At 61.7% G+C, this 24,973-nt stretch carries 27 protein-coding genes; 15 read left to right on the top strand and 12 right to left on the bottom strand.

Features of this window, described 5'->3' with window-relative positions:
• Window positions 1-8: 8 nt before the first annotated feature.
• Entirely contained in the window at window positions 9-1,703 is a 1,695-nt protein-coding gene (gene kdpA / locus SOP95_RS10510) for a potassium-transporting ATPase subunit KdpA (protein WP_323607066.1), read from the bottom strand.
• An 8-nt stretch (window positions 1,704-1,711) separates the two neighbouring features.
• The gene (kdpF, locus tag SOP95_RS10505) at window positions 1,712-1,801 is read right to left on the bottom strand and encodes a K(+)-transporting ATPase subunit F (protein ID WP_007899818.1); all 90 of its coding nucleotides are present in this window, start codon (window positions 1,799-1,801) and stop codon (window positions 1,712-1,714) included.
• A 369-nt stretch (window positions 1,802-2,170) separates the two neighbouring features.
• Here kdpF and SOP95_RS10500 point away from each other — a divergent pair, with 369 nt between their 5' ends.
• On the top strand, window positions 2,171-2,338 hold the full coding sequence (locus tag SOP95_RS10500) for a DUF2897 family protein (protein WP_274073120.1): 168 nt from the start codon (window positions 2,171-2,173) through the stop codon (window positions 2,336-2,338).
• A 60-nt stretch (window positions 2,339-2,398) separates the two neighbouring features.
• Here the strand turns inward: SOP95_RS10500 and SOP95_RS10495 are convergent, their stop codons facing one another.
• The 3 genes from SOP95_RS10495 to SOP95_RS10485 all read right to left on the bottom strand — a co-directional run bounded on the left by SOP95_RS10495 (window position 2,399) and on the right by SOP95_RS10485 (window position 5,003).
• Window positions 2,399-3,403 carry a GNAT family N-acetyltransferase gene (locus SOP95_RS10495; RefSeq protein WP_323607065.1) on the bottom strand — a complete coding sequence of 335 codons (1,005 nt, stop codon included), beginning with the start codon at window positions 3,401-3,403 and terminating at the stop codon, window positions 2,399-2,401.
• 88 nt (window positions 3,404-3,491) lie between these two features.
• Window positions 3,492-4,286: a substrate-binding periplasmic protein gene (locus SOP95_RS10490; protein ID WP_323607064.1), complete on the bottom strand. Its 795-nt coding sequence runs from the start codon at window positions 4,284-4,286 to the stop codon at window positions 3,492-3,494.
• A gap of 93 nt (window positions 4,287-4,379) precedes the next feature.
• Window positions 4,380-5,003, bottom strand: a complete 624-nt coding sequence (locus SOP95_RS10485) for a TetR/AcrR family transcriptional regulator (RefSeq protein ID WP_274073117.1) — start codon at window positions 5,001-5,003, stop codon at window positions 4,380-4,382.
• 178 nt (window positions 5,004-5,181) lie between these two features.
• Here SOP95_RS10485 and SOP95_RS10480 point away from each other — a divergent pair, with 178 nt between their 5' ends.
• The 8 genes from SOP95_RS10480 (at window position 5,182) to ppnP (ending at window position 14,502) form a co-directional block, all read left to right on the top strand.
• Window positions 5,182-6,984, top strand: a complete 1,803-nt coding sequence (locus SOP95_RS10480) for an acyclic terpene utilization AtuA family protein (RefSeq protein WP_323607063.1) — start codon at window positions 5,182-5,184, stop codon at window positions 6,982-6,984.
• 12 nt (window positions 6,985-6,996) lie between these two features.
• A complete protein-coding gene (locus SOP95_RS10475) occupies window positions 6,997-7,866 on the top strand; it encodes an SDR family oxidoreductase (protein WP_274073115.1) in 870 nt (289 codons plus the stop codon).
• Between the two features lie 3 nt (window positions 7,867-7,869).
• Window positions 7,870-9,486 carry a geranyl-CoA carboxylase subunit beta gene (atuC, locus tag SOP95_RS10470; protein ID WP_323607062.1) on the top strand — a complete coding sequence of 539 codons (1,617 nt, stop codon included), beginning with the start codon at window positions 7,870-7,872 and terminating at the stop codon, window positions 9,484-9,486.
• 17 nt (window positions 9,487-9,503) lie between these two features.
• On the top strand, window positions 9,504-10,661 hold the full coding sequence (gene atuD / locus SOP95_RS10465; protein WP_323607061.1) for a citronellyl-CoA dehydrogenase: 1,158 nt from the start codon (window positions 9,504-9,506) through the stop codon (window positions 10,659-10,661).
• Window positions 10,658-11,455 (top strand): enoyl-CoA hydratase/isomerase family protein, encoded by a 798-nt coding sequence (locus SOP95_RS10460; protein ID WP_323607060.1) that lies wholly within the window; start codon window positions 10,658-10,660, stop codon window positions 11,453-11,455. Before atuD ends, SOP95_RS10460 begins: the two co-directional genes overlap by 4 nt.
• Window positions 11,456-11,572: 117 nt before the next feature.
• Window positions 11,573-13,534 (top strand): acetyl/propionyl/methylcrotonyl-CoA carboxylase subunit alpha, encoded by a 1,962-nt coding sequence (locus tag SOP95_RS10455; RefSeq protein WP_323607059.1) that lies wholly within the window; start codon window positions 11,573-11,575, stop codon window positions 13,532-13,534.
• A 71-nt stretch (window positions 13,535-13,605) separates the two neighbouring features.
• Entirely contained in the window at window positions 13,606-14,148 is a 543-nt protein-coding gene (locus SOP95_RS10450; RefSeq protein WP_274073110.1) for an exonuclease domain-containing protein, read from the top strand.
• A 69-nt stretch (window positions 14,149-14,217) separates the two neighbouring features.
• Window positions 14,218-14,502: a pyrimidine/purine nucleoside phosphorylase gene (gene ppnP, locus SOP95_RS10445; protein WP_045058110.1), complete on the top strand. Its 285-nt coding sequence runs from the start codon at window positions 14,218-14,220 to the stop codon at window positions 14,500-14,502.
• Window positions 14,503-14,571: 69 nt separating this feature from the next.
• On the opposite strand, the gene SOP95_RS10440 is transcribed toward ppnP, so the two are convergent.
• Both SOP95_RS10440 and SOP95_RS10435 read right to left on the bottom strand, forming a co-directional pair.
• Entirely contained in the window at window positions 14,572-15,378 is an 807-nt protein-coding gene (locus SOP95_RS10440; protein ID WP_323607058.1) for an MOSC domain-containing protein, read from the bottom strand.
• A 182-nt stretch (window positions 15,379-15,560) separates the two neighbouring features.
• Window positions 15,561-16,496: a chemotaxis protein CheV gene (locus SOP95_RS10435; protein ID WP_274073108.1), complete on the bottom strand. Its 936-nt coding sequence runs from the start codon at window positions 16,494-16,496 to the stop codon at window positions 15,561-15,563.
• Window positions 16,497-16,913: 417 nt separating this feature from the next.
• Here SOP95_RS10435 and SOP95_RS10430 point away from each other — a divergent pair, with 417 nt between their 5' ends.
• The 3 genes from SOP95_RS10430 to SOP95_RS10420 all read left to right on the top strand — a co-directional run bounded on the left by SOP95_RS10430 (window position 16,914) and on the right by SOP95_RS10420 (window position 19,400).
• Entirely contained in the window at window positions 16,914-17,384 is a 471-nt protein-coding gene (locus SOP95_RS10430; protein WP_274073107.1) for a hypothetical protein, read from the top strand.
• A gap of 466 nt (window positions 17,385-17,850) precedes the next feature.
• A complete protein-coding gene (locus tag SOP95_RS10425; RefSeq protein WP_274073284.1) occupies window positions 17,851-18,744 on the top strand; it encodes a sensor histidine kinase in 894 nt (297 codons plus the stop codon).
• Window positions 18,741-19,400: a response regulator transcription factor gene (locus SOP95_RS10420; protein WP_323607057.1), complete on the top strand. Its 660-nt coding sequence runs from the start codon at window positions 18,741-18,743 to the stop codon at window positions 19,398-19,400. Before SOP95_RS10425 ends, SOP95_RS10420 begins: the two co-directional genes overlap by 4 nt.
• Here SOP95_RS10420 and yegS read toward each other — a convergent pair.
• Entirely contained in the window at window positions 19,384-20,301 is a 918-nt protein-coding gene (yegS, locus tag SOP95_RS10415) for a lipid kinase YegS (RefSeq protein WP_323607056.1), read from the bottom strand. The two genes, SOP95_RS10420 and yegS, sit on opposite strands and share 17 nt — an antisense overlap.
• Before the next feature lie 214 nt (window positions 20,302-20,515).
• Here yegS and SOP95_RS10410 point away from each other — a divergent pair, with 214 nt between their 5' ends.
• Window positions 20,516-20,827 carry a hypothetical protein gene (locus SOP95_RS10410; RefSeq protein ID WP_323607055.1) on the top strand — a complete coding sequence of 104 codons (312 nt, stop codon included), beginning with the start codon at window positions 20,516-20,518 and terminating at the stop codon, window positions 20,825-20,827.
• A 60-nt stretch (window positions 20,828-20,887) separates the two neighbouring features.
• Here the strand turns inward: SOP95_RS10410 and SOP95_RS10405 are convergent, their stop codons facing one another.
• The gene (locus SOP95_RS10405) at window positions 20,888-22,075 is read right to left on the bottom strand and encodes a molybdopterin-binding protein (RefSeq protein WP_425313617.1); all 1,188 of its coding nucleotides are present in this window, start codon (window positions 22,073-22,075) and stop codon (window positions 20,888-20,890) included.
• 22 nt (window positions 22,076-22,097) lie between these two features.
• On the bottom strand, window positions 22,098-22,637 hold the full coding sequence (gene moaB, locus SOP95_RS10400) for a molybdenum cofactor biosynthesis protein B (RefSeq protein WP_008055114.1): 540 nt from the start codon (window positions 22,635-22,637) through the stop codon (window positions 22,098-22,100).
• An 81-nt stretch (window positions 22,638-22,718) separates the two neighbouring features.
• On the opposite strand from moaB, the gene mobA reads away from it, so the two are divergent.
• Complete coding sequence (mobA, locus tag SOP95_RS10395) at window positions 22,719-23,321, top strand: molybdenum cofactor guanylyltransferase MobA (protein ID WP_274073102.1); 603 nt, start codon at window positions 22,719-22,721, stop codon at window positions 23,319-23,321.
• A 77-nt stretch (window positions 23,322-23,398) separates the two neighbouring features.
• A complete protein-coding gene (locus SOP95_RS10390) occupies window positions 23,399-23,620 on the top strand; it encodes a YgdI/YgdR family lipoprotein (protein ID WP_274073101.1) in 222 nt (73 codons plus the stop codon).
• Between the two features lie 77 nt (window positions 23,621-23,697).
• Here the strand turns inward: SOP95_RS10390 and SOP95_RS10385 are convergent, their stop codons facing one another.
• Both SOP95_RS10385 and SOP95_RS10380 read right to left on the bottom strand, forming a co-directional pair.
• Window positions 23,698-23,976, bottom strand: coding sequence for a hypothetical protein (locus SOP95_RS10385; protein WP_323607054.1), 279 nt, complete (start codon window positions 23,974-23,976; stop codon window positions 23,698-23,700).
• Between the two features lie 100 nt (window positions 23,977-24,076).
• A complete protein-coding gene (locus tag SOP95_RS10380) occupies window positions 24,077-24,967 on the bottom strand; it encodes a pseudouridine synthase (protein WP_274073099.1) in 891 nt (296 codons plus the stop codon).
• Window positions 24,968-24,973: the final 6 nt, after the last annotated feature.

Genomic DNA, 24,973 nt, shown 5'->3' with positions numbered 1-24,973 from the left:
TGGATTCCTTAGAAGCCCATGCTCAGATGTTCAGCAATCGGACCCAGCGCCAGCGTCGGCAGGAAGGTCAAACCACCCACCAGCAAGATGGTCACGGTCAGCAAGGTCACGAACAGCGGACCGTGGGTCGGGAAGCTGTTCTGGCCGATCGGTGCGGTCTTCTTCATCGCCAGGCTGCCGGCCAGGGCCAGCACCGGCAGGATGTAGCCGAAGCGACCGATCAACATGCCCAGGCCCAGCATCAGGTTGTGGTACGCCGTATTGGCGCCGAAGCCAGCGAACGCCGAACCGTTGTTGGCACTGGCCGAGGTGTAGGCGTAGAGCAATTGGCTAAACCCATGGGCGCCGGGGTTGCTCACCGAGGCCACGGGCCCTGGCAGGCTGGCGGCAATCGCACTGAGGACCAGCACGCCGAGCGGCATGACCAGCAGGGTCACCACCAACAGTTGCACCTCGCGGGCCTGCAGTTTTTTGCCGAGGTATTCCGGGGTCCGGCCGATCATCAGGCCGGCGAGGAACACTGCGATCAGCACGTTGAGCAACATGCCGTAGAGGCCGGCACCGACGCCGCCGAAGATCACTTCGCCGACCATCATGTTGACCAGCGCGACCATGCCGCTGAGCGGGTTGAGGCTGTCATGCATGCCATTGACCGAACCGTTCGAGGCCGCCGTGGTGGTCACCGACCACAGCACCGTGGCGGTGGTACCGAAACGTGCCTCCTTGCCCTCCAGCGGTGCGGTCTGTTCGACGGCGACGTTGGCCAGGCTCGGGTTGGGCTGGTACTCGGCCCACATCGAGGTCGCGCCGCCGATCAGGAACAGGGCGAGCATGCAGGCAATGATCGCGCGGCTCTGGCGCAGGTCCTTGACGTAATGGCCGAAGGTGAACACCAGCGCGACCGGAATCAGGATGATCGACGCCACTTCGAACAGGTTGCTCCAGGCCGTCGGGTTCTCGAACGGATGCGCCGAGTTGACGCCGAAGAAGCCACCACCGTTGGTGCCCAGTTGCTTGATCGCAATCTGGCTGGCGGCCGGCCCCAGCGGGATGACCTGATCGACACCCTGCATCGTCAGCGCATTGACGTACTGCGCGAAGGTTTGCGGCACGCCCTGCCAGACCAGGAACAGCGCCAGCAGCAGGCACAGTGGCAGCAGGCCGTAGAGGGTGGCGCGAGTCATGTCGACCCAGAAGTTGCCCAGCGACGCCGTGGATTTGCGACCGATGCCGCGGCAGAGGGCTACCAGTACCGCCAGGCCGGTGGCGGCGCTGACGAAGTTCTGCACGGTGAGGCCAACCATCTGGCTCAGGTAGCTCAGGGATGCTTCGCCGCTGTAGCCCTGCCAGTTGGTGTTGGTCATGAAGCTGACGGCGGTGTTGAACGCCAGCGTCCACTCCTGGCCGGGCAGGTTTTGCGGGTTCAGCGGCAAGTGGTCCTGGAACAGCAGGATTGCGAACAGCAACAGGAAACCCGCGAGGTTGAAGGCGAGCAAGGCCAGGGTGTACTTCTGCCAGCTCTGTTCGACCTGGGGATCGACGCCGGCCAGACGATAACAACCGCGTTCCACCGGACCAAGGATGGGCGTCAGCCAGGTGCGCTGGCCTTCCATGACCTTGTAGTAGAACCGCCCCAGGAACGGTGCCGGGACCAAAACCAGCGCGAAAAACGCCAGGATCAGCCAATAGTCATAACTGTGCATAGCCGCTCCTAGTTCCGGTCTGCGCGCAACAGCGCAACCAACAGATAAATGAACAGTCCCACTGCCAGCAGCAGTGACACTCCGTCCAGAACGCTCATGGAAGTTCTCCGTGTTACGGCGTATTGCCGCGTGTGGAGGTATTGTCGGCAGGGAGGCTGTAAAGGAACGAGAGCGAGGGTGCGCGCGGGGTATAAAGAAAGCGTAAAGACTGGGTTTATGGCTTGGTTACTGCGTTGTTCTGGCTGGCCCCTTCGCGAGCAAGCCCGCTCCCACAGGGGGAATGCGTTCACCCAGACACTGCGAAAACCCTGTGGGAGCGAGCTTGCTCGCGATGGCGGCATGACAGGCAACATCGCAGGTGTGAAACAGGCATAGAATGGAACCACAGCGAAATCCAATCGCTCAAAGTGGTATGCACGTTCGGCAAGCGAAACCCTCGCCCGCCGACCGGCTTTCAAGGAGGTCCCATGCCCTGGTATGCCTGGTTGATTCTGATAGTTGCCATTGGCTCTATCGTTGGCGGTCTGATGATGCTGCGTGACACCGCCCACAAGGTTGAGCTGACCGATGAACAGCGCAAACGCGTCGCCGAACGCAATGCGGAAATGGACGCCAAGGAAGCGCAGGACCGCTAGCTGCAAAATCGTCCGAAGTCCTTCGCGGCATTCGGACGATTTACTGCCGTTACTTCCGGTTCAGGTCAACGAGCAGCGATCGAAGAACCGCTCGCGCCCCAGCGCCATTAACGCTGCGCGCTTGTGTGGAAAGTCGAATTCCTTCTCGCAGTAAAATCCCTGTCCTTGCATGTGCCCGATCATCTTCGCGTTGTCGGCACGGGGCTCGGCGACGACCCGTTGGGTACGTGGATCGTCGAGAAACAGGTAGTGCACCAACGCCGACAGCCAGCTCGCTACCTTGTGCGGCCCACGATGATTTTCTTCCCCCACCAGCATATGAATGCCACGGTCGTGATCACCTGCCTCGTAGAACGGCGCGATGCGGTCTTCCTTGGCCCAATACGCTTCGAAGTAGGCAAAGGGCTGATCGTCGAAACAACCGATCAAGGTCAGGGTATGGGGATCGTCCTGGAGTTTGCCCAGGTACTCTCGATGCTGTTCGAGACTGCCCTGCTCCTGCCAGAAATTCGCCACTCGAGGGCTGTTCTGCCAGCGATTGAAACGCGCAAGATCCTCGTCGATGTCCACCGTACGCAGGGAAATCCAGGCCCCCAGCCTGGCATCGAAACGCCGATACACCTCGCCCCGTGGCTTCGGTGGGCGCAACGGGTGACGCTTGCCGCCGCTGAATACCATCCGCTGTGGGTAACAGCCCGTCAGCGACTGACCCAGCCACGGCTGCGGCAACTGCCAGAACAGCGTGCGTTCGCAACGGAACTGGCCGACCGTTTCGGTAGACACCAGCAATGCGCTGAGCAACGCTTCAGGTGGCGCTTCATCGAGTTGCCAGACCAGTCGCTGGCAAGCAGGGTCACGGGCGAACAACCAGTAACACGCGGCCCAGATGGCCCGGCTGTCGGGGCGTGGAGCGCCCTCGTGCAATTGCAGCAGCAACTCGGGCGCGCGGGTCAGGTGTAGCTGGATCAGCGACTGGCCTTCAAGGCTCAGGCTCAGCCCGGTTTCGGTTTCATCGGCTACGAGACGGCTGCCGTTTGGTAAAGGCAGGACATTCGGATTGGACATGGGTCGGGCTCACGATTCGTCGACAGGTCAACGTTTGACGTGAGCCAAGCCGGAAAATTTAAGCGATACACGACTTACGGTGCCCCGCTCAGTTAGCCGGCGCCGGCAAGACCGCAATTTTGTAGGGGTCGAAAATCTTCAGCATCTGGCCATTGTCCCGCAACCCTTGCAGCAACTTGCCGAAGGCCTCCCCGCTGATCGGCGCGGCCGGGCGCAGAATGGCGTAGTGGTGATAGATCTGGTCGACGCGCTCGGATACCAGCAACTCGCTGGCGACTTGCTGGTTGCGCAGAAAGTAGTCGCTCAGGTAGGACCGTGTGACCAGGGCGACATCGGCGCGCCCACGCAGCACCATCAGCAGGTTGCTGTCATGGGAGTAGGTCGACGTGGCGTTGTAGTGAGTGGCGAGATACTTGGGGTCGGCATTGAAGTTGGCGAACTCGTAGTGGTACCCGCTGAACAACGCCAGGCGCTTGCCGCTGAGGTCGCTGAAGTAACTTTGCTGGCGCTCCGGCAGGCGTTGGGCGACGAAGATTTCGGCATCTTCCAGGCCCATGTCGACGCTGGTGTGGGGAATGTCCTTCCAGCCCCAATTGGGGTTTTCGAAGATCGCCATGTCCACCCGGCCTTGCTTGAAATCGCCAAAACGACGGGGAATGGAGGTGGGTACCAGCACGAACCGGTAGTCGCTTTGCAGGGTGTTGAGGGCCTCGACCAGTTGCGGCAACAGGCCGGTGTCGGCCCCGGATTCAGGGCGCACCGTGTAGGGTGGAAAGTGTGCGGCACCGATGCGCACCAGTTGTGCAGCCTGGGTCGGTAGAACCGATAACGCCGCGACCACCGCCAGTAAAAACCGCGAAGCCGTCCGAATTGGCGAAGACATCAAAACAACCCACTCCCGAAGTACTGCATCAATGCATTCAAGCTAGGCGGTTTCGCCCAGTTAGCCAGTTTCCTGCCGACCCGCACACCCGCCTTACTTGCCCTCCAGCACCAGGATCAAGGCCTCCTCCGCCAGTTGATCCAGGCTCATGCTGCCACCGGCACGAAACCAGGTGGTGGTCCAGGACAGCGCCCCGGTCAGGAAGCGCCGGGTGATAAACACATCGCCGCGGATAAAACCGGCGCTCTTGGCTTGACCCAGCACCTGCAGCCAGATGTCTTCATAGATATCGCGCAGCGCCAGGACCTGGGCCTGGCCCTCCTCGGACAGCGATCGCCATTCGTAGACCAGCACGGCCATGGCTTCGCCACTGCCGCCCATGATCGACTGCAATTCGCAGCGGATCAGCGCCAGCACCCGTTCGCGCACGTCGCCCGTCTCGGCGATGGCCGCCCGCATCAACGCGGTGTTGTAGCGAATGGTCTCCTCCATCACCGCCCGCAGGATCTCGTCCTTGCTCTTGAAGTGATGAAAAATGCTCCCCGACTGGATGCCCACGGCACCGGCCAGGTCGCGCACGGTCGTGCGTTCATAGCCTTTGTGGCGAAACAGGTGGGCCGCCACTTGCAGCAACTTGCCACGGGCGCTGTCGGGGTCGGTCAATTGCCCGCTGTCGACCAACTCGCGCATGACGCTCAAGGCTTTTTGCTCATCCACCCGTTCTCTCCTACAGTCGATCAGTCCAATGCCGCGCTCCCCGCGAAAACATTGGGGTTGCGCTGGCAATTTAAGCAACTGGCGACGACCAAGCAAGCGCTCGGGCAGAAGATAGTTCAGCCGTTTACAAACCAAGCGCTTGCTTGGTAGTCTCGAAGCATTGTTGCCGGAGGTGGTTATGGAGTTGATTGCGCCAAGAACGATTCGCATCGGCTGCGCCAGCGCCTTCTGGGGCGACACCTCGACCGCCGCCGAGCAACTGGTGGAAGGCGGGCACCTGGACTACCTGGTCTTCGACTACCTGGCCGAAATCACCCTGTCGATCATGGCGGGCGCGCGGATGAAAGATCCCCAGGCCGGATACGCCACTGACTTCGTCGAAGTCCTCGGGCCGCTGCTCTCCCAACTCGCCGAACAAAAGATCCGCGTGATCAGCAATGCCGGCGGCGTCAATCCCCAAGCCTGTGCCGCTGCCCTGCAAGCGGCCTGCGACGAGGCCGGCGTCACCCTGAAGATCGCCGTCCTGCTGGGCGATGACCTGCAACCGCAATTCAAGCAGCTAGGCAGCCAGGGCATTCATGAAATGTTCAGCGGCGCCCCCCTGCCGCCAATGTGTGTCTCGACCAACGCCTACCTTGGCGCGCCCGGCATCGTCGAAGCCCTGCGCCTGGGCGCAGACATCGTGATCACCGGGCGCGTAGTCGACAGCGCCGTGGTCAGTGCCGCGCTGGTGCATGAGTTCGGCTGGTCGTGGCACGACTACGACAAACTGGCCCAGGCGGCGCTGGCCGGGCACATCATCGAATGCGGCGCGCAATGCACCGGCGGCAATTTCACCGATTGGCGCGATGTGCCCGACTACGAGCACATCGGCTTTCCCATCGTCGAAGTCAGCGCCGACAGCCAGTTCATCGTCAGCAAGCCCGAAGGCAGCGGCGGATTGGTCACGCCCCTGACCGTGGGCGAACAGATGCTCTATGAAATCGGCGACCCACGGGCGTACCTACTGCCCGACGTGGTCTGCGATTTCACCCAGGTCCGGCTCGTGCAGCAAGGCCGAAACGCGGTCCGGGTGCATGGCGCAAAAGGCTTGCCGCCCACCGCCCAGTACAAGGTCAGCGCCACCTACCCGGACGGTTTTCGCTGCACCGCCAGTTGCCTGATCGCCGGCATCGATGCGGTGGACAAGGCCCGGCGTGTCAGTGAAGCGATCATCAACAAGACCTCGCAGATGTTCAGCCAGCGCGGCTGGGCGCCCTACAGCGAGGTGAACATTGAACTGCTTGGCAGCGAAGCCACGTACGGCCCCCACGGCCAGCGCCAGGACAGCCGCGAAGTGGTGATCAAGCTCGCGGTGCGCCATCCGCACAAACAGGCGTTGATCCTGTTCTCCCGGGAAATCGCCCAGGCCGCCACCGGTATGGCGCCGGGGCTGACCGGGATCGTCGGTGGCCGGCCGACGGTGTATCCGCTGATCCGCTTGTTTTCGTTCCTGATCGACAAAAACGCCTGCACGCTGGACATTGAACTCATGGGTCAGCGCCACCCCTGCGCCCTGCCCGCCCTCGATGTGCTCGACAGCGCCGACTTGCCGGTGCCGTTCGAGCCACCCAGGCCTTCGGGCCCGGCCGACGCCAGCGTCGCCCTGGTCAAGCTCGCGGTCGCCCGCTCCGGTGACAAGGGCAACCACAGCAACATCGGCGTCATGGCCCGCGACCCGCAGTACCTGCCGTGGATCGCCGAAGCCCTGACCCCGGAGGTGATCGTCGACTGGATGAGCCACGTCCTCGACCCGATCCACGGGCGCGTCGAGCGTTGGTACTTGCCCGCCACCCACAGCCTGAATTTCCTCCTGGAAAACGCCCTGGGTGGCGGTGGCGTGGCCAGCCTGCGGATCGATCCGCAGGGCAAGGCGTTCGCCCAGCAGTTGCTGGAAATCCAGATTCCGGTGCCCCAGCGCATCGCCGACCAGGTCAACTAGAGGATTGCCGCCATGGCCTACGATTCGATTTTCAAAGCCGATGTGTTTGCCGGCCAGACCATCATCGTCACCGGTGGCGGCAGTGGCATCGGCCGCTGCACCGCTCACGAACTGGCGGCCCTCGGCGCCCATGTGCTGCTGGTCGGGCGCAAGGCCGACAAGCTGAAAACCGTCGCCGCCGAAATTGCCGAAGATGGCGGCAGGGCTGACTGGAGCACTTGCGATATCCGCGAGGAAGAAGCGGTCACGCATCTGGTCAGCGAACTGATCCGCAAGCACGGCCCGATTCACGGCCTGGTCAACAACGCCGGCGGCCAGTACCCGTCACCACTGGCCTCGATCAACCTGAAGGGTTTCGAAACGGTGATGCGCACCAATCTGCTGGGCGGCTTCCTGATGGCCCGGGAAGTGTTCAACCAGTCCATGAGCAAACATGGCGGCGCCATCGTCAACATGCTCGCCGATATGTGGGGTGGCATGCCGGGCATGGGCCACTCGGGCGCGGCGCGCTCGGGCATGGACAACCTGACCAAGACCGCGGCCTTCGAATGGGGCCACGCCGGGGTCCGGGTCAACGCCGTGGCGCCGGGCTGGATCGCGTCCAGCGGCATGGACACCTACGAAGGTGCGTTCAAGGCGGTGATTCCGACCTTGCGTGAACACGTGCCGCTCAAGCGCATCGGCACCGAATCGGAAGTCAGCGCGGCGATCGTGTTCCTGCTCAGCCCGGGCGCGGCGTTCATCAGCGGCAGCACCCTGCGCATCGACGGCGCGGCCAGCCTCGGCGGGCGGGCCTGGCCGATCCACAAGGCGACCCACAGCGAGTCGTACAACGGCTTCCACCGCGCGTACCTGCCTGATGTGCTCAAGGACAAGGAATAAGCCATGCCGGTGATTCAGTCGCAACTCGACCCCCGCAGCGAACCGTTCGCCCGCCACCGCGCGGCAATGCTGGTTGCCGTCGAGCAGCTGCGCAGCCTTGAACAGACCCTGCTGGACAAGGCGGCCGAGGCCAGACCCAAGTTCGAAAAACGCGCGCAGTTGCTGCCTCGCGAACGCCTCAACCTGTTGCTCGACCCAGGTGCGCCGTTTCTCGAACTGGCCGGCCTGGCCGGCTACAAGCTGCACGACGACAAAGATGGCAGCGCGGCCGGTGGCGGCTTGATCGCCGGGATCGGTTACGTGTCGGGTATACGGGTACTGGTGGTGGCGAACAACAGTGCGATCAAGGGCGGCACCATTTCCCCCTCGGGCCTGAAAAAGTCCCTGCGCCTGCAACAGATCGCCATGGAAAACAAACTGCCGGTGATTACCCTCGCCGAGAGCGGTGGCGCCAACCTCAATTACGCGGCGGAGATTTTCGTCGAAGGCGCGCGCAGCTTTGCCAACCAGGCGCGCATGTCGGCCATGGGCCTGCCGCAGATTACCGTGGTCCACGGCTCGGCGACGGCCGGCGGCGCCTATCAACCAGGGCTGTCGGACTATGTGGTGGTGGTACGCGGCAAGGCCAAGCTGTTCCTGGCCGGCCCGCCGCTGTTGAAAGCGGCCACTGGAGAAGTCGCCACTGACGAGGAACTGGGGGGCGCCGAGATGCACGCGCAAACGGCCGGCACCGCCGAATACCTGGCCGAGAACGATGCCGACGGCGTGCGCCTGGTGCGCGAGATCGTCAGCCTGCTGCCGTGGAATGCGCGCCTGCCGGTGCTGCCTGCCAGGCAATGGCAAGAGCCGCTCTACCCCATCGACGAGTTGTTGGGCCTGATCCCGGACGACCCGAAAAAGCCCTACGACGTGCGCGAGATCGTCGCCCGCATCGCCGACGGCTCGAACTTCCTCGAGTTCAAGGCCGAGTTCGATCAGCAGACCGTCTGCGGCCAACTGAAAATCCACGGGCACGCCTGTGGCTTCATCGGCAACAACGGGCCGATCACGCCCAAGGGCGCGAGCAAGGCGGCGCAGTTCATTCAGCTGTGCGACCAGAGCCAGACGCCGCTGCTGTTTTTCCACAACACCACCGGATTCATGGTCGGCACCGAATCGGAGCAGCAAGGGGTGATCAAGCACGGCGCCAAGATGATCCAGGCGGTGGCCAATGCCCGGGTGCCAAAACTGACCGTCGTGGTGGGCGGTTCCTATGGCGCCGGCAACTACGCGATGTGCGGGCGTGGCCTGGACCCGCGTTTCATCTTCGCCTGGCCCAACAGCCGCACCGCCGTGATGGGCGGCGCCCAGGCCGGCAAAGTGCTGCGCATCGTCACCGAGGCCAAGCAGGCCAAGGACGGCCTGGTGCCCGACCCGAAGATGCTCGACATGCTCGAACAGGTCACTGCGCAGAAACTCGACAGCCAATCCACGGCGCTGTATGGCAGCGCCAATCTGTGGGACGACGGCCTGATCGACCCACGGGATACCCGGACCCTGCTCGGTTACTTGCTGGATATCTGTTTTGAGGCCGAGGTGCGGCCGCTGCAAGCCAACAGTTTTGGTGTAGCCCGGTTCTAATCAGGAGAACAACAAGAATGATCTTCACCCAGGAACACGAAGCACTGCGTCGCACCGTTCGCCAATTCGTCGATCACGAGATCAATCCCCACGTCGAGGAATGGGAAAAGGCCGGGCGCTTTCCGATCCACGAGATTTTTCGCAAGGCCGGCGACCTGGGGCTGCTGGGCATTTCCAAACCGGAAAAGTTCGGCGGCATGGGCCTGGACTACAGCTACTCGATCGTCGCCGCCGAAGAGTTCGGCACCATTCATTGCGGCGGCATTCCCATGTCGATCGGCGTGCAGACCGACATGTGTACCCCGGCCCTGGCGCGCTTCGGTTCCGATGAGTTGCGCGATGAATTCCTGCGGCCGGCCATCAGCGGCGAGCAGGTTGGCTGTATCGGCGTCTCCGAAGTCGGCGCCGGCTCCGACGTGGCCGGCTTGAAAACCAGCGCGCGCAAGGACGGCGACGATTACGTGATCAATGGCAGCAAGATGTGGATCACCAACTCGCCGAGCGCCGACTTCATCTGCCTGCTGGCCAACACCTCGGACGACAAACCCCACGTCAACAAATCGCTGATCATGGTGCCGATGAACAGCCCCGGCATCAGCCTCAGCTCGCACCTGGACAAACTGGGCATGCGCAGCTCGGAAACCGCCCAGGTGTTTTTCGACAACGTGCGGGTGCCACAGCGCAACCGCATCGGCCATGAAGGCGCCGGGTTCATGATGCAAATGCTGCAGTTCCAGGAGGAGCGCCTGTTCGGTGCGGCCAACATGATCAAGGGCCTGGAGTATTGCGTCGACAGCACCATCGAGTACTGCAAGGAGCGCAAGACCTTCGGCAGTGCGCTGATCGACAACCAGGTCATTCACTTTCGCCTGGCCGAACTGCAAACCGAGATCGAGTGCCTGCGGGCGCTGGTGTATCAAGCCACCGAGCAATACATCAAGGGCCAGGACGTCACGCGCCTGGCGTCGATGGCCAAGCTCAAGGCCGGTCGCCTGGGCCGCGAGGTCAGCGACAGTTGCCTGCAATACTGGGGCGGCATGGGCTTCATGTGGGACAACCCGGTGGCCCGCGCGTATCGCGATGTACGCCTGGTGTCGATCGGCGGCGGCGCGGACGAAATCATGCTGGGGATCATCTGCAAGCTCATGGGCATCCTGCCGGGGAAAAAGCCATGAGCACCCTGCCCGCTTGCCAGACCCTGCTGCTCGAATTGCACAACGGCGTGCTGCACATCACTCTCAATCGACCGGACAGCCGCAACGCCATGAGCCTGCAGATGGTCAGCGAACTGCGTGCGGTGCTGGCGGCGGTGCACGAGGACCGGGGGATTCGGGCCCTGGTGATCGGCGGTGCCGGCGGGCATTTCTGCGCCGGCGCCGACCTCAAGGACATGGCCAACGCGCGCGCCCAGGGCCCGAGCGCGCACCGCGATCTGAATCGGCTGTTCGGTGCGTTGCTGCAGGAAGTGCAGCACGCGCCGCAAGTGGTGATCACGGTCTTGCAAGGCGCGGTGCTCGGTGGCGGCTTCGGTCTGGCCTGCGTCAGCGACATTGCCCTGGCCGATCACCAGGCGCAATTCGGCCTGCCGGAAACCAGCCTCGGCCTGTTGCCAGCGCAGATCGCGCCGTTCGTGGTCCAGCGCATCGGCCTGACCCAGGCACGCCGCCTGGCACTGACGGCGGCACGTTTCGACGGCACCCAGGCGCGGCGGATGGGGCTGGTGCATTTTGTCGAGCACGATGCGCAGGCGTTGGCCGAACGGCTCGATGAGGTGTTGGCGCATGTGTTGTGTTGTGCGCCGGAGGCGAATGCGGCGACCAAGAAATTGTTGCTGGCGAGTGCGGGGCAGCCATCGGATGAGCTGCTGGATCAGGCGGCTGAGTGGTTCAGCGAGGCGGTGACCGGGGCTGAAGGGGTCGAGGGGACCCTGGCTTTTGTACAAAAAAGGAAACCGGGGTGGGCCTCTTAAAAGCTTCGCTGGCAAGCCAGCTCCTACAAGGTTTTGTGAACGCCACCGCCCCCTGTAGGAGCTGGCTTGCCAGCGAAGGGGCCGTCACATTCACCGCAAAAACCCAGGGAATAAAACATGCCCGGATTCAACAAAATCCTGATCGCCAACCGCGGTGAAATAGCCTGCCGCATCCAGCGCACCGCCCAGGCCCTGGGCTACCGCACCGTCGCCGTCTTCAGCGATACCGACGCCGACGCCCTGCACGTGCACATGGCCGACGAAGCGGTAAACATCGGCCCGGCCCCGGTGCAACAGTCCTACCTGAACATCGAAGCGATCATCGAGGCGGCCCGACGTACCGGGGCCGACGCCATCCACCCGGGCTACGGTTTCCTCTCGGAAAATGCCGGTTTCGCCCGTGCCTGCCAAAACGCCGGCATCACCTTCATCGGCCCCAGCCCCGAAGCCATCGAACTGATGGGCAGCAAACGGCTGTCGAAACTGGCCATGCTCGACGCAGGGGTTCCCTGCATCGCCGGTTATCAGGGCGCCGAGCAGGACGATGCGACGCTCAGCCGCGAAGCCGATCGCATCGGCTACCCGCTGATGATCAAGGCCAGCGCTGGCGGTGGCGGTCGCGGCATGCGCCTGGTGCACGATGCCGGCGATTTGTTGGCGCAGATCCGCACCGCACGCTCCGAAGCGCTGCATGGATTCGGCAGCGATGAACTGATCCTCGAACAGGCGTTGATCGACCCGCGTCATGTCGAGGTTCAGCTGTTCGGCGACCATCAGGGCAACCTGATCTACCTCGGCGAGCGCGACTGTTCCATCCAGCGCCGTCACCAGAAAGTCATCGAGGAAGCGCCCTGCCCGGTCATGACCGCCGAACTGCGCCAGGCCATGGGCGAAGCGGCGCTCAAGGCCGGTCGCGCGGTCAACTATGTCGGCGCCGGCACCGTGGAATTCCTGCTGGCTGCCTGCGGGCAGTTCTATTTCCTGGAAATGAACACCCGGCTGCAGGTAGAGCATCCGGTCACCGAACTGATCACCGGGCTGGATCTGGTGGCCTGGCAACTGCAGGTCGCCGCAGGGCTGCCGCTACCGTTGCGCCAGGAGCAGGTGCAACTCAGCGGTCACGCCATGGAAGTGCGCTTGTACGCCGAAGACCCGGCCCAGGACTTTGTCCCGCAAACCGGGCGCATCGCCCGCTGGGAACCGGCGCTGCAGAGCGGCGTGCGCATCGACCATGGGCTGATGGAAGGACAGCAGGTCAGCCCGTTCTACGATTCGATGCTGGGCAAGATCATTGCCCACGGCGCGACCCGTGAAGAAGCCCGGCGCAAGTTGCTGCGGGCGGTGCAGGACAGCGTCCTGCTGGGCCTGCCGAGCAACCAGCGTTTGCTGGCCGGCCTGCTGGAACATCCGCGGTTCATCCGTGGCGAATTCAGCACCGGATTCATTGCGGCGCATTTCGCCGAACACCCTTGCCTTCAGGCCCCTGTACCCCGCGCTGAAGAACTGGCGATTGCCGCGACGCTGTTCCACCACGGGTCGGCACGGATTCATCCCGCCGCGCTGGCCGGTTGGCGTAACAACGCCAGTGTGCCGCTGCACTACCACATCGGCTTGGGGGATCAGGACTGGCCCGTGCAACTCAACGCGGTACCGGGGCAGCCCTACCGGATTCAAATCGCCGCACAGGTGCTCAACCTGACCGTTATCCAGTGCGACGGTCGCTGGGTCACCCTGGACATCGACGGCATCCGCCAGCGTCATGCCTACCTTCTCGAAGGCGAGCAACTCTGGCTATTCACTCGCCCCGGCAGCCTGCAACTGCTGGATCGCACCCAAGCGCCGGTCTGCAGCCAGGCCAGCATCAGCTCCGGCACCCTCAAGGCGCCCATGGACGGTGCGGTCATCGACGTGCTGGTCAGTGAAGGCAGCCAGGTCAGCAAAGGCCAATTGCTGGTGGTGCTGGAAGCCATGAAAATGGAACACCCACTCAAGGCGGGCATCGACGGCGTGCTCAAGCGCTTGCAGGTGCAGGTGGGCGACCAGGTGAAAAACCGGCAGATTCTGCTTGAGGTCGAATAAGTCGCTAGGCGTAACCGCCGGGTTTGGCTACGCTCAAGCCCTATCAGCACGCGGATACCGGGAACCCTGCGATGCCTCACTGGTTGGTCATTGATCTGGAAGCCACCACCGATGAGGGTGGTTGGCCCATAACGGAAATGGAAATCATCGAAATCGGTGCCACCCTGGTGGATCGCAAAGGCCGCGAGCTGGATTGCTTCCAGCGTTTCGTGCGCCCGTTGCGCCGCCCTCTGTTGACGCCGTTTTGCCGGGAGCTGACGCACATCACCCAGGCCAACATCGATGCCGCACAGCCCCTGGCCGAGGTCTGGCCATCGTTCGAGCGCTGGCTGGGCCAACATCACTCGCGGCTTGAAGGCTGGGTCAGCTGGGGTGACTACGATCGCAAACAGTTGCTCCAGGAATGGCAGCGCCTGCCCTTCGACAGCGCGTTGAGCAACGTGCCGCACATGAATCTCAAGCAGCGCTTTGCCAAGGCCCGACGCCTGGAACGACCGCTGGGGCTCAACGGCGCCCTGCAACTGGCGGGACTGCAGTTCACGGGGCAGCAACATCGGGCGCTGGAAGACGCGCGCAACACCGCACGCCTGTTGCCGCTTGTCCTGCCGCTCTAGAGAGGTGACGAGTCCTTGGGCCTTGTGCATACTGGCCGGCCCTTTTAAGCCCTTTTCGAGGAATCGCCCATGTTTAAAGTCAACGAGTACTTCGACGGCACCGTCAAGTCGATCGCCTTTGGCACTGCCGAAGGCCCAGCGACCATCGGCGTCATGGCCCCGGGCGAATACGAATTCGGCACCAGCCAGCGTGAAATCATGCACGTGGTCTCCGGCGCCCTGACCGTCAAGCTCCCGGACAGCACCGATTGGGAAACCTTCGCCGCCGGCAGCCAGTTCAACGTGCCCGCCAACAGCAAGTTCCAGCTCAAAGTGGCGGTCGACACTGCCTACCTGTGCGAATACCGCGGCTAAAACCCCGGGTTCACTGCGAAAAGACAATGCCCGTGTCCATCGACACGGGCATTTTTCGTTGAAGGGCGTTTATTCGAGGATGGTGACCGGCATGCCGACTTCGAGCCGGCCATTACCGTCGTTGACCAGATTCTGCCCAAACATCGCACCATCGGCTTCGGTACGGTACTTCTGCAAGGTGGCAAAGGGTTCGCGGCCAGCGTCACGCTCGCCGGTTTGCGGGTCGACGGTTGTCATGATGCAGCGTGAACAGGGCTTGACCACCCGGAACTCGACATCGCCGATGCGCAGGCGCTTCCAGCCATCCTCGGCATACGCCTCGCTGCCCTCGATCACCAGGTTGGGCCGGAAACGCAGCATCTCCAGCGAGCGGCCGACGCGTTGCGACAGGTCATCCAGCGATGCCTGGCCAATCAGCAACAGCGGGAAGCCATCGGCGAAGGCGACCTGATCGTCGTCCTTGCCATAGCCCGAGGCGGTGGTCCGTGCGCGATCCAGTGGCACCTGCACCAGGCGCGTCGGCTTGCCGATGAACCCACTGACCCAGGCGCCGGCCGCGTCGCCGGCATCGGGCACGCGCAAGCTGTCACGCCAGATGGTCACACCGCGCAATTGAGCATCGCTGGTGGGCAAGGCGACATCGATCGGCGAATGGCCGGGGGCGCTGAGGGTCAAGCCACCCTCGGCATTCCACAACGCCGACAGCTGGCTCATCTGCGCGACCGCGCGCTGGGTCAGGAAGCGTCCGCTGGCTTCATCCACCAGCATCCAGCGTCGATCGCCGTCCAGCCCCAGCTTGTCGAGGCCGACCTGTTGCAGGATCTCGCCTTTGCCGGATTTCAACGGATAACGATACAGCGCGCTCAGACGCAACATGGCCAGCTCCCTGACGGACAAAAACGCCACCCTATACGAGCTTGATCAGCGAATCAAAGGTCCCGCCCCTGTAGGAGCTGGCTTGCCAGCGAAGGCGTCCTTGAATATTGCATTGACCTTTCGGGCCTCTTCGCTGGCAAGCCAGCTCCCACAATGTTTAGTGTTGGGCATTCGTCCTCGGATCAGGCCGGCACTGCATCGCGCATCAAACGCTGACGCACCACATCAACCAACTTGTCCGGCTGGAATTTGGAGAGGAAGTTGTCACAGCCGACCTTCTTGACCATCGAGTCGTTGAAGCTGCCGGACAGGGACGTGTGCAGCACCACATAAAGGCCGCGCAGTCGCGGATCGTTGCGGATTTCGGTGGTCAGGCGGTAACCGTCCATTTCCGGCATTTCCGCGTCGGTGAAGACCATCAGCAGCTTGTCGGTCATGTTGACGCCGGTGTCCGCCCAGGCCTTGAGCATGTTCAGGGCCTTCAAGCCATCGCTGGCAATGTGCATCTTCACCCCCAGTTGCCCCAGGGTATCGCGCAGTTGCGTCAGGGCCACATTCGAGTCATCCACCAGCAACACTTCGCGGCCACGGGCGCGTTCGAGCACCGGATCCTCGAGTTTTTCCCGGGAGACCTTGGCGTTGTAAGGCACGATTTCGGCGAGGACTTTCTCGACGTCGATGATCTCCACCAACTGATCATCGACCTTGCTGATCGCGGTCAGGTAATGCTGCCGGCCGGCACTGCTGGGCGGTGGCAGGATCGCTTCCCAGTTCATGTTGACGATGCGGTCCACCCCTCCGACCAGGAAGGCCTGCACCGAGCGGTTGTACTCCGTGACGATGATCGTGCTGCCAGGGCCTGGCACCAGCGCACGCATGCCGATGGCCTGGGACAGGTCGATGACCGGCAGGGTCTGGCCGCGCAGATTGACCACGCCGCACACGAACGGATGCCGCTGGGGCATCAGGGTCAGCTTCGGCAGTTGCAGGACTTCCTGCACCTTGAACACGTTGATCGCGAACAATTGCCGCCCGGCAAGCCGGAACATGAGAATTTCCAGGCGATTCTCACCCACAAGTTGCGTACGCTGGTCTACCGTATCGAGAATACCGGCCATCTATGACTCCTGGGGCTTTTGCGGATGAATTCACTGGATAGAGGGTTATCGGCTGTTTTCGCCGGACCTTGACCCCTTGGCAAATGCCACGCGAGGAATTGATGTCACATTAACATCATGCTTTACTGATCCTGTAATTTCTTCTATTGCCATGCTTTTCGCCGCGACCATCATTTGCGCGATTGGTTCCGCCCTGTAAGGGATTCCCCTAGCAACAATCAGGTGCAACCTGATATTCGCAATATCCAATAGCCATTAATGTGACGCCATTCTCATTGCATGAATGGAGTCGGGCATTTGTCTGCGATCGCAAACCAGTGGCCAATCAACCTTTCAAGCGTTCAGCCCGCACTTGAGCCGTCCAGAGCGCGAACTCAAGACACCCTCCTCATTTGACATGACGTTGTGGAGACAAGCATGCCGAACAATCGTAAAGAGTGGGCAAAGCGCATTCCCGAGTTTCTCGTCGAGGCTGAAACACTCCTGGCCAGGACCGAGGAGTGCCTGAGTCATCTGCAATTGATCAGCAATGACCCGGACGCCATTGACTGCATGCTCAGCACCCTGCTCAAACTGGCGTGCAAGGCGGATGCCCTCGCCCTCGCGGCCGTGTCAGAGTTTTCATTGCACATTCATGGCCTGCTCAATCACGCCCACAACCACATGGCACTGCACGACGAAGCCCTGGATGCGCTCAAGGACTGCCTGACGCTGATCGCCTGGCAACTTGAACTGATCGACCAGAAAACCGGGCAGCTCAGCCTCGATGAAACTGAACAGGCCTCCCTGATCGAAGCCTTCGCGTTCCAGGTCGGCCAGAGTCAGTTTCGCCCCCCGGTTGATTCCAGGCCGTACACACTCGTTTCTTATTCGCAGCGCCAGGCTTAACTTTGCGCAAGTACGTCAAGCTGCGAATAGATGACTGCATCACAACTTGTGCGGACTCATGTCGCAATTGAATACTTCATATCTGCTAACGACACCTCGAAACAAGTAACTATTGCTTGTACAAGTATTCGTGTGTCTGCGCCGATTTTTATTGGATCCAAATAATCGTGGCCTAAACGGTGTTCCCACCTTCCTGGGCGCTATCTCCTGTCCTCCTGGACATCTAATCACAAGCGCGACCAACGGTATTCGAAGTGCTATTATGCCGCCCATTAGTTGACGTCAATTAACGGCAACGCGATTGCAGACAACTCAGCTAAAAAGTTCAGGTCTGATTTCTTATACAAGACCGTGGTTTTCTTATACAAAAAACCGTTGAAGTCGAAAGCTGACATAAAAAAATCATCGATCTGTCAGCGAACATGACCGATCGGCCCGCAGCGAACATCCATTGGCTCCATCCGCTATGTACGCCAGCCTCAATTCAATCGCCAAATGGCCACCCTCCCCAGATAACGCACGCCGGTTCACGCTGCTTCTATGCGCCGGCTCGACACTCGGCAGCCTGCTGGTCTACGGCCTGTCCACGCAGTTGCCGCTGGGTCTGCTGGCGCTCGATCTTGCTGCGCTGGGCTGCGTCTGGATGCAATACCGCCTGTCACGCAAGTCGATCAAGTTCCAACCTCAGGAGCTGGCCGAACGGATGCTGCAAGTCCAGGAAAACGAACGCCATCGCCTCAGTCGGGAATTGCACGACGACATCGGCCAGTTGCTGACCGCGGCAAAACTTCAGAGTGACTGGCTCAAGCGCAGGATGCCCGAAGACCTGCAGGGGCAATGCTCGGTGCTGTGCGACACGCTGGATGAAACCCTCGCCAAGGTTCGCGATGTATCGGCCATCCTCAACCCCCGACAACTGGCCAGCCTTGGGCTGGAAGCCAGCCTGCGGGCGCATTTGCTCAAGACGCTGAGCAACACCCCGGTGCACTGGAGCCTGGAGTGCCAGCAACGACTGACCGGCATCCCGGAAGAAATGGCAGTGGCGGCCTTTCGCATCACCCAGGAGGCCGTCACCAACATGCTGCGCCATGCCGATGCGCAAAACCTGCTGGTCTGCCTGCAGCGTTTGCCCCAGGGCCTGGCATTGCTGATCAGTGACGATGGCCGCGGTTTCGCGCCGGCCACCGATCCGGGGCGTGAAGGACAACGCGGCATGGCCGGGATGTCGGAACGGATCAAACAACTGGGCGGCACGCTGACCGTGACCAGTCAGCCAGGCAAAGGCACCCAAATCGAAGCCCTCTTCCCATGGGCACCCCGTGAGTTCGAACGGGCCAATACGAATAAGGTTATGCATTGACTTGTAACTTGCTTCTGGTGGATGACCACTCGCTGATCAGGGCTGGCGTGCGCGCCCTGGTGCTGGACCTTCCTGGCTATGCGGTTGTCGGCGAGGCCAACGATGGCTCGCAGCTGCTCGAAATGGCCCAGCGACTGTCGCCGGATATCGTGCTGCTGGATATTTCCATGAAGCAGACCGGTGGCCTCGAAGCCTTGCAACAGCTCAAGCGGGTCCGTCCGCACAGCAAGGTGCTGATCCTGTCGATGCACACCGACCCGGCACTCATCATGCAAGCCCTGGAATCCGGGGCCCATGGCTATTTACTCAAGGACACCACGGCCACCGAACTGGAACACGCGCTGGAAGCCTTGCGTAACAATGAGCGCTACCTGAGCCCGGCCATCGCCCATACCGTGATCACCCAGGCGTTGAACCGGACCCAGAACAGCCCGGCGGCCGCGGCAGACTCGCACAACCTGACAGCCCGTCAGCTGGAAATCCTGCGGTTGATCGTGCGTGGCAAATCCACCCGGGAAATCGCCAACGGCCTGGGCCTGAGCGTCAAGACCGTGGAAACCCATCGCTCGCAAGTCATGAAGCGCTTGCAGATATTTGACGTGGCCGGCCTTGTCTTGTTCGCCGTGCGCGAGCAGATCATCAGTCTGGACGACTGACAGCTCCAGCCCTGCTCAACAAGGGTGACTGCTCGGGCAAATGCACCTGCAGCGCCGCCGGCCGAGCCGAGAACCGCAGGCTGTCACCCTCGAGCGGTTCGCCGTCAAGGTTGATGTAGAGGCCCTCAGAGGCCTTGATCTCAACCCATGGCAGGCGGGCGCGGACGAACATGCTATCGAGTCCGAAACCATCGGCCAGCAGGTTCTTCAAGGTGCCGACCAGCTCCTGCGGTGCCGGCAGAATGCTGATGTCGAGCAGCCCGTCGTCCGCCAAAGCCTCTGGGCAGAGCACATGCCCACCACCCGCCTGTCGACCGTTACCGATCCCCAGCGCCAGCAACTCGCCACTCCAGTGAAAATCAGGCCCCTGCAATTCACCATACGCCGCATGCAGCTCACTGAAACGCGTCAAGCCGGTGAACAGATACGCCGCACCACCGAGGACTTTCTTCAGTTCTTCGGAGGTATTGGCCGTGACCTGGCTGCCAAAACCACCGGTGGCCATATTCAGGAACACCTGGCCACCGACTTCCCCCAGGTCGATGGCGCTGGGGGCAACGTCCAGCAGCGCCAGTGCCTGATCCGGCTCCAGCGGCACACCGGCAGCACGGGCAAAATCGTTGGCGGTGCCCAGCGGCATCAGCACCAGGCTGGCCTCCGGCGACTGGCCGGCCATGGCTTCGGCAATATCGCGCAAGGTGCCGTCGCCGCCACCGGCAATGATCCGCCGATAACCCGCCTCCAGCGCTTCGCTCACCAGCCGTTGCGCATCCCCGGCTTCCCAGGTCAGGCGCACGGCCAGGTCCCAGCCTTGTTCACGCTTTTCCTCGACGGCGGCCCGAACCGCTTCGTTGAGCGCCTGCTTGCCATGCAGAATCAACAGTGCCTTGCGTTCGCTCATTGTCGTCACTCCCCATCATTGAAGGCGTATGGGACATGTGACCTCACCACCCTCCTGAAAAGTCGCAAAAAAATGAATTATTTACGCTTGAGTCCAATAAGGAGAATTTTCTTACAAAACGTGAGGAATCGGCTCAATTGACCAGAAATGGCGATTGGTACACTTTTGTGTCAGCGGTTTTCAGTCATCAGCAGGACAGACACAAGGATGTGCAATGCAACGACATGACATCAGGTCACCGGTGATGCCGGTAGTGCCGCTCGCAATGAAACGGGCCGATCATCCAGCTGAACTCGTCAGCAGTGCAAAATCCAGTGGAGAAGTTCCTATGCAACCTCGCGTCAACGAGCTTGAGACACACCTCGAAACCCTGCGAGGCGACCTGGAAAGGATTCGCAGTGACGTCAAGTCAATCAGGCTCAGGCTTGCCTATTCGGTGGGCGGAACAGTCGTTGTCCTGGGGCTGCTGGGCTGGATCGCCAACAGCCGTTTCGACCAGGTCGTCTCCCTGCTGCTGGCTCATTGATCTACCATGGACGCAAAACCCGGCTCAATCGACCGGGCTTGCGTCACCGCGTGGCCCAGATCAGCTCAATACTTCGCTCAGCGGAATGAAGTAGACGCTGTCACCTGCCACCAGCGTCCGCTCCTCCATGACCTCGACCAGTCCATCGGCCCACGCGGCGCTGCGCAGCACACCGGAACTCTGATTGCGGTAGATGATGGCCTGGCCGTTCTCCAGGCGACCGCGCAGGTACTCGCGTCGATTGCCGGCCTTAGTCCAGTCGAACCCTGCAGGCACTTGCACCTTCAGCGGCTCCACCTCCTGCACACCCATGCGGCGCAGCAGGTAAGGCCTTGCCAGCAAGGCAAAGGTCACCAGGGTCGAGGCTGGATTGCCCGGCAGGCCGATCACCGGCACGCTACGAAAATGTCCGAAGGTCAGGGGTTTTCCGGGCTTGATGGCCAGTTTCCACAGCGCCAGCTCGCCCTCTTCTCGCAGGGCCATGCCCAGGAAGTCGGCCTCCCCCACCGATACGCCGCCGGTCGAGAGAATCAGGTCGACATTCCCCAGTTCGCCCAGGCGCGCGCGCGTGGTGTCCAGGTCATCCGGCAGGATCCCGGCGTCGATCACCTCGCAACCCAGGCGCTGCAACCAGCTGCAGAGCAACACACGGTTGCTGTTGTAGATCTGCCCCGGCCCCAGCGGCTGACCCGGCTCGATCAGTTCATCCCCGGTGGACAGCACCGCTACGCGAACCTTGCGGATCACCGCAAGCTCGGCACACCCCAGCGAGGCGGCCAGACCTTGCTCGATCGGCCCCAGCCGCGTGCCCGCCGGCAGGATCAGTTCACCAACGGTGGTTTCCTGTCCTTGTGGACGAATGTTCTGCCCGATGACCAGGGACTCGGTGAAACGGACACGTCCATCCGCCTGGACTTCGGCGTTCTCCTGCATCTCGACGCAATCGGCACCCGGCGGCACAGGTGCGCCGGTAAAGATTCGCGCGCAGGTGCCCGGCGTCAACGCAACGGGGGCCTGGCCGGCAAAGACTTTCTGACTGACCACCAGCGGCTCTGCGTTCCAGTCAGCCACGCGCAAGGCATAACCATCCATCGCGCTATTGGGCCACGGCGGCAGATCGAGGGACGACAGCAGATCGTCGGCCAGCACCCGGCCCTCGACCTGCGCCAACGGCAAACGCTCGCGCTCTACAATCCGTGAGGCGTCGGCCATTTCCAGCAGACGCGCCAGGGCTACCTCGACCGGCATCAGGGTCCCGGTCTTGCCCGGCTTACCCGCGGGATTCACAGGGTGCCGCCTGTTTCAGGTGAGTCACGAAATTGCACGGGCGATGGCGCGAATCCAGCTGCTCGCCAAGAATGCCATCCCAACCGGTGCGTACCGCATTGGTCGACCCCGGCAGGCAGCACACCAGCGTGCCGTTGGCCAGGCCGGCCAAGGCGCGGGACTGGACGGTCGATGTGCCGATGTCCGCCACCGATATCTGGCGGAACAATTCACCAAAACCATCGACTTGTTTGTCGAGCAGGCAGCTCACTGCTTCCGGCGTGCTGTCACGACCGGTGAACCCGGTGCCGCCGGTGATCAGCACCACCTGTACGACCTCGTCGGCGATCCAGTTGGCAACTTGCGCGCGAATCTTGTAGAGGTCATCTTTGAGCAAAACCCGGCAGGCCAGGTTGTGTCCGGCAGCCGTCAGGCGGTCAACGAATAGCTGGCCTGAGGTATCGGTTTCCAGGGTACGGGTATCGCTGACCGTCAGCACCGCGATGTTGAGCGGCGCGAAAGGTACATCAGCCTTGGCTTTCATAGGCTCGTCCAGTTGTAGGAGAAACAGCCCGGTGTTATATCACAGCGACCTCATTTTTCGCCGCCCCCATGGAGGCCTGCCATGACTTCGAACCCAGCGTTGCCACCCTGCTCCATTTTGCTCCTGGCAGGCGGCCGCGGCCAGCGCATGGGCGGCCAGGACAAGGGATTGCTGGAATGGCACGGCGAGCCGCTGATTGCACATCTGCATCGCAAGACACGTGCGCTGAGCGATGACCTGATCATCTCGTGCAACCGGAACCTGGAAAAGTACGCGCCCTACGCCGATCAATTGGTCCATGACGACGAAGGCGATTTTCCGGGGCCATTGGCGGGCATTCGTGCCGGTCTCAAAGCGGCCCGTCACAATCATCTGCTAGTCTTGCCATGTGATGTCCCGCGCATTGACCAGGCACTGCTCAGCAGCATGCGCGAAGCCGCCAGCCAGCATCCGGACAAACCCTTGATGCTGCGCCATGACGGCCACTGGGAGCCGTTGCTGTGCATTATTCCAGTGGCACTGCGCGCTGATTTCGAAACGGCCTGGAAGGAGGGTGAACGTAGCCCGGGTCGACTGATGCGCCAGCTGGGTGCTACTGCGTTGCAGTGCCCCGACAACGATCCGCGCCTGGCAAACCTCAACACGCCCGAACTGTTAAGTACGTCAGACACTGTGTCAGACTGAGTACCAAGGAACTTGCGCGCGCTGTTTACGTCTCAAGCCCAGCAACCAAAAGAATTCATTTTTTCGGAGACACTTCCATGACTCAACGGACCCTGGCCACTTTCATGCTTGCACTGGGCCTCGCTACCCTCGCCGGTTGCGCATCGCCTACTGTGATCACCTTGAATGACGGTCGCGAAATCCAGGCCGTCGACACGCCAAACTACGACCAGGATTCGGGCTTCTACGAATTCGAACAGCTGGATGGCAAGCAGACCCGCATCAACAAGGATCAGGTTCGTACCGTCAAAGAGTTGTAATCTTCGCGGCGACTACCGGATACATGAAAATGCCCCGACTGGTCGGGGCATTTTTATTCGCCTCTGGAAAACCCTCGCTAAGGGTTCGGCTCATTGTTCAGTTTATCCACGCGTGCCAGTGCCTGCGTGGCCTCGGTGATGCATTTCTTGTCGTCGTTGGCGGCCCGGGCCGATTCAGCGCTGGCCTGCATCCGCTTGATTTCCATGGTGGTGTTTTCGGACGTGGCCGGCAGGCTGGTGACCTTGTCCTTGAGCTCCTGGAGCTTGATGGTGCACAGGTCGCTGTCTGCGGCGAATACGGGAGAGGCCAACAGGGCGGTGCAAATCAACATTCCGGCGAAAACCGTGCGTTTCATGAATATCTCCTTGCATGGGAGGTATCGAACGCCACAGGCGTGGCGCCTGATCAAAAGACTGCAGACCTGGGCATAAATTCGATTTTTTTGAATGCCCTGCTCACCACTGCAACGTGATTGCGCTCTCGAACTCCCGGCCCTCACCCGTCACCGGGTCTACAAATTTCAGCCCCTGGGCCAGCAGTTTCAGCGGGTTGGCATAGTCATCTTCCACGTCCTTGAGCACCCGGGGATAAAACGGGTCGTTGCAGATGCTGGCGCCCAGGGCGGTCATGTGCACCCGCAACTGATGTTTCTTGCCCGTCACCGGATAAAGCCCATAGCGCCAGAGGTCGCCGTTCTTTTCCCGGACTTCCACAGCCGTCTCGGTGTTGCTGGCGCCCGGCCCTTCCTGCATGCGAAAGAACGGCTCGCCATCGATGAGTCGGCTCTTGTGCACCAGTGGAAACGTCAGGTCAGGTAATGCCCGGGCGATAGCCTCGTAGCGCTTTTCGATCTGCCGCGAAGGAAACAGCGACTGATACGCCGAACGGCTCTGCGGGTTGGCGGAAAACAGCACCAGACCCGCGGTATGCCGGTCGATGCGATGCAAGGGAACCAGGTGCGGGTTGTCCAGGCGACGGATAAGGCGACGCAACAAGGTCTGTTCGACGTACTCACCCGCCGGGGTTACGGGTAGAAAATGTGGCTTGTCCGCCACCACCAGATGCTCGTCCGCGTACAGGATCGACTCGACCACCGGGATCGGTTTTTCGTCAGGCACTTCGCGAAAATAGTGAATCCGCAGGCCTTCCCTGTAAGGCAGGTCAAGGGCAATGGGCGCGCCCTGCCCATCGAGGACGCGACCGCGAGCGATTCTGTCCAGCCATTGTTCACGACTGATGGCGCTGAAGTGCTCGCACAGGCAATCGAAAACGGTCTGCCACGGGCCAGGCGGCAGGTACAGCGTGCTGGCCTGGCTGTGTGCAGCAGAAAATGCTGAAGTGGACATACAAAA

The sequence above is a fragment of the Pseudomonas sp. YuFO8 genome, assembly GCF_035065025.1.
Lineage (GTDB): Bacteria > Pseudomonadota > Gammaproteobacteria > Pseudomonadales > Pseudomonadaceae > Aquipseudomonas > Aquipseudomonas putida_AE.
This window is presented reverse-complemented; position numbering and strand designations above follow the sequence as displayed.

Coding starts and splice junctions, on each gene's coding strand:
- SOP95_RS10450 (WP_274073110.1), top strand. CDS start 13,606: ATGCCTCACTGGTTGGTCATTGATCTGGAAGCCACCACCGATGAGGGT.
- SOP95_RS10495 (WP_323607065.1), bottom strand. CDS start 3,403: ATGTCCAATCCGAATGTCCTGCCTTTACCAAACGGCAGCCGTCTCGTA.
- SOP95_RS10385 (WP_323607054.1), bottom strand. CDS start 23,976: ATGAAACGCACGGTTTTCGCCGGAATGTTGATTTGCACCGCCCTGTTG.
- mobA (WP_274073102.1), top strand. CDS start 22,719: ATGACTTCGAACCCAGCGTTGCCACCCTGCTCCATTTTGCTCCTGGCA.
- SOP95_RS10430 (WP_274073107.1), top strand. CDS start 16,914: ATGCCGAACAATCGTAAAGAGTGGGCAAAGCGCATTCCCGAGTTTCTC.
- SOP95_RS10440 (WP_323607058.1), bottom strand. CDS start 15,378: ATGTTGCGTCTGAGCGCGCTGTATCGTTATCCGTTGAAATCCGGCAAA.
- SOP95_RS10480 (WP_323607063.1), top strand. CDS start 5,182: ATGGAGTTGATTGCGCCAAGAACGATTCGCATCGGCTGCGCCAGCGCC.
- SOP95_RS10455 (WP_323607059.1), top strand. CDS start 11,573: ATGCCCGGATTCAACAAAATCCTGATCGCCAACCGCGGTGAAATAGCC.
- atuC (WP_323607062.1), top strand. CDS start 7,870: ATGCCGGTGATTCAGTCGCAACTCGACCCCCGCAGCGAACCGTTCGCC.
- yegS (WP_323607056.1), bottom strand. CDS start 20,301: ATGAGCGAACGCAAGGCACTGTTGATTCTGCATGGCAAGCAGGCGCTC.
- SOP95_RS10390 (WP_274073101.1), top strand. CDS start 23,399: ATGACTCAACGGACCCTGGCCACTTTCATGCTTGCACTGGGCCTCGCT.
- SOP95_RS10435 (WP_274073108.1), bottom strand. CDS start 16,496: ATGGCCGGTATTCTCGATACGGTAGACCAGCGTACGCAACTTGTGGGT.
- SOP95_RS10425 (WP_274073284.1), top strand. CDS start 17,851: ATGTACGCCAGCCTCAATTCAATCGCCAAATGGCCACCCTCCCCAGAT.
- atuD (WP_323607061.1), top strand. CDS start 9,504: ATGATCTTCACCCAGGAACACGAAGCACTGCGTCGCACCGTTCGCCAA.
- SOP95_RS10405 (WP_425313617.1), bottom strand. CDS start 22,075: ATGCCGGTCGAGGTAGCCCTGGCGCGTCTGCTGGAAATGGCCGACGCC.
- ppnP (WP_045058110.1), top strand. CDS start 14,218: ATGTTTAAAGTCAACGAGTACTTCGACGGCACCGTCAAGTCGATCGCC.
- SOP95_RS10410 (WP_323607055.1), top strand. CDS start 20,516: ATGCAACGACATGACATCAGGTCACCGGTGATGCCGGTAGTGCCGCTC.
- SOP95_RS10490 (WP_323607064.1), bottom strand. CDS start 4,286: ATGTCTTCGCCAATTCGGACGGCTTCGCGGTTTTTACTGGCGGTGGTC.
- moaB (WP_008055114.1), bottom strand. CDS start 22,637: ATGAAAGCCAAGGCTGATGTACCTTTCGCGCCGCTCAACATCGCGGTG.
- SOP95_RS10500 (WP_274073120.1), top strand. CDS start 2,171: ATGCCCTGGTATGCCTGGTTGATTCTGATAGTTGCCATTGGCTCTATC.
- SOP95_RS10475 (WP_274073115.1), top strand. CDS start 6,997: ATGGCCTACGATTCGATTTTCAAAGCCGATGTGTTTGCCGGCCAGACC.
- kdpF (WP_007899818.1), bottom strand. CDS start 1,801: ATGAGCGTTCTGGACGGAGTGTCACTGCTGCTGGCAGTGGGACTGTTC.
- SOP95_RS10460 (WP_323607060.1), top strand. CDS start 10,658: ATGAGCACCCTGCCCGCTTGCCAGACCCTGCTGCTCGAATTGCACAAC.
- kdpA (WP_323607066.1), bottom strand. CDS start 1,703: ATGCACAGTTATGACTATTGGCTGATCCTGGCGTTTTTCGCGCTGGTT.
- SOP95_RS10380 (WP_274073099.1), bottom strand. CDS start 24,967: ATGTCCACTTCAGCATTTTCTGCTGCACACAGCCAGGCCAGCACGCTG.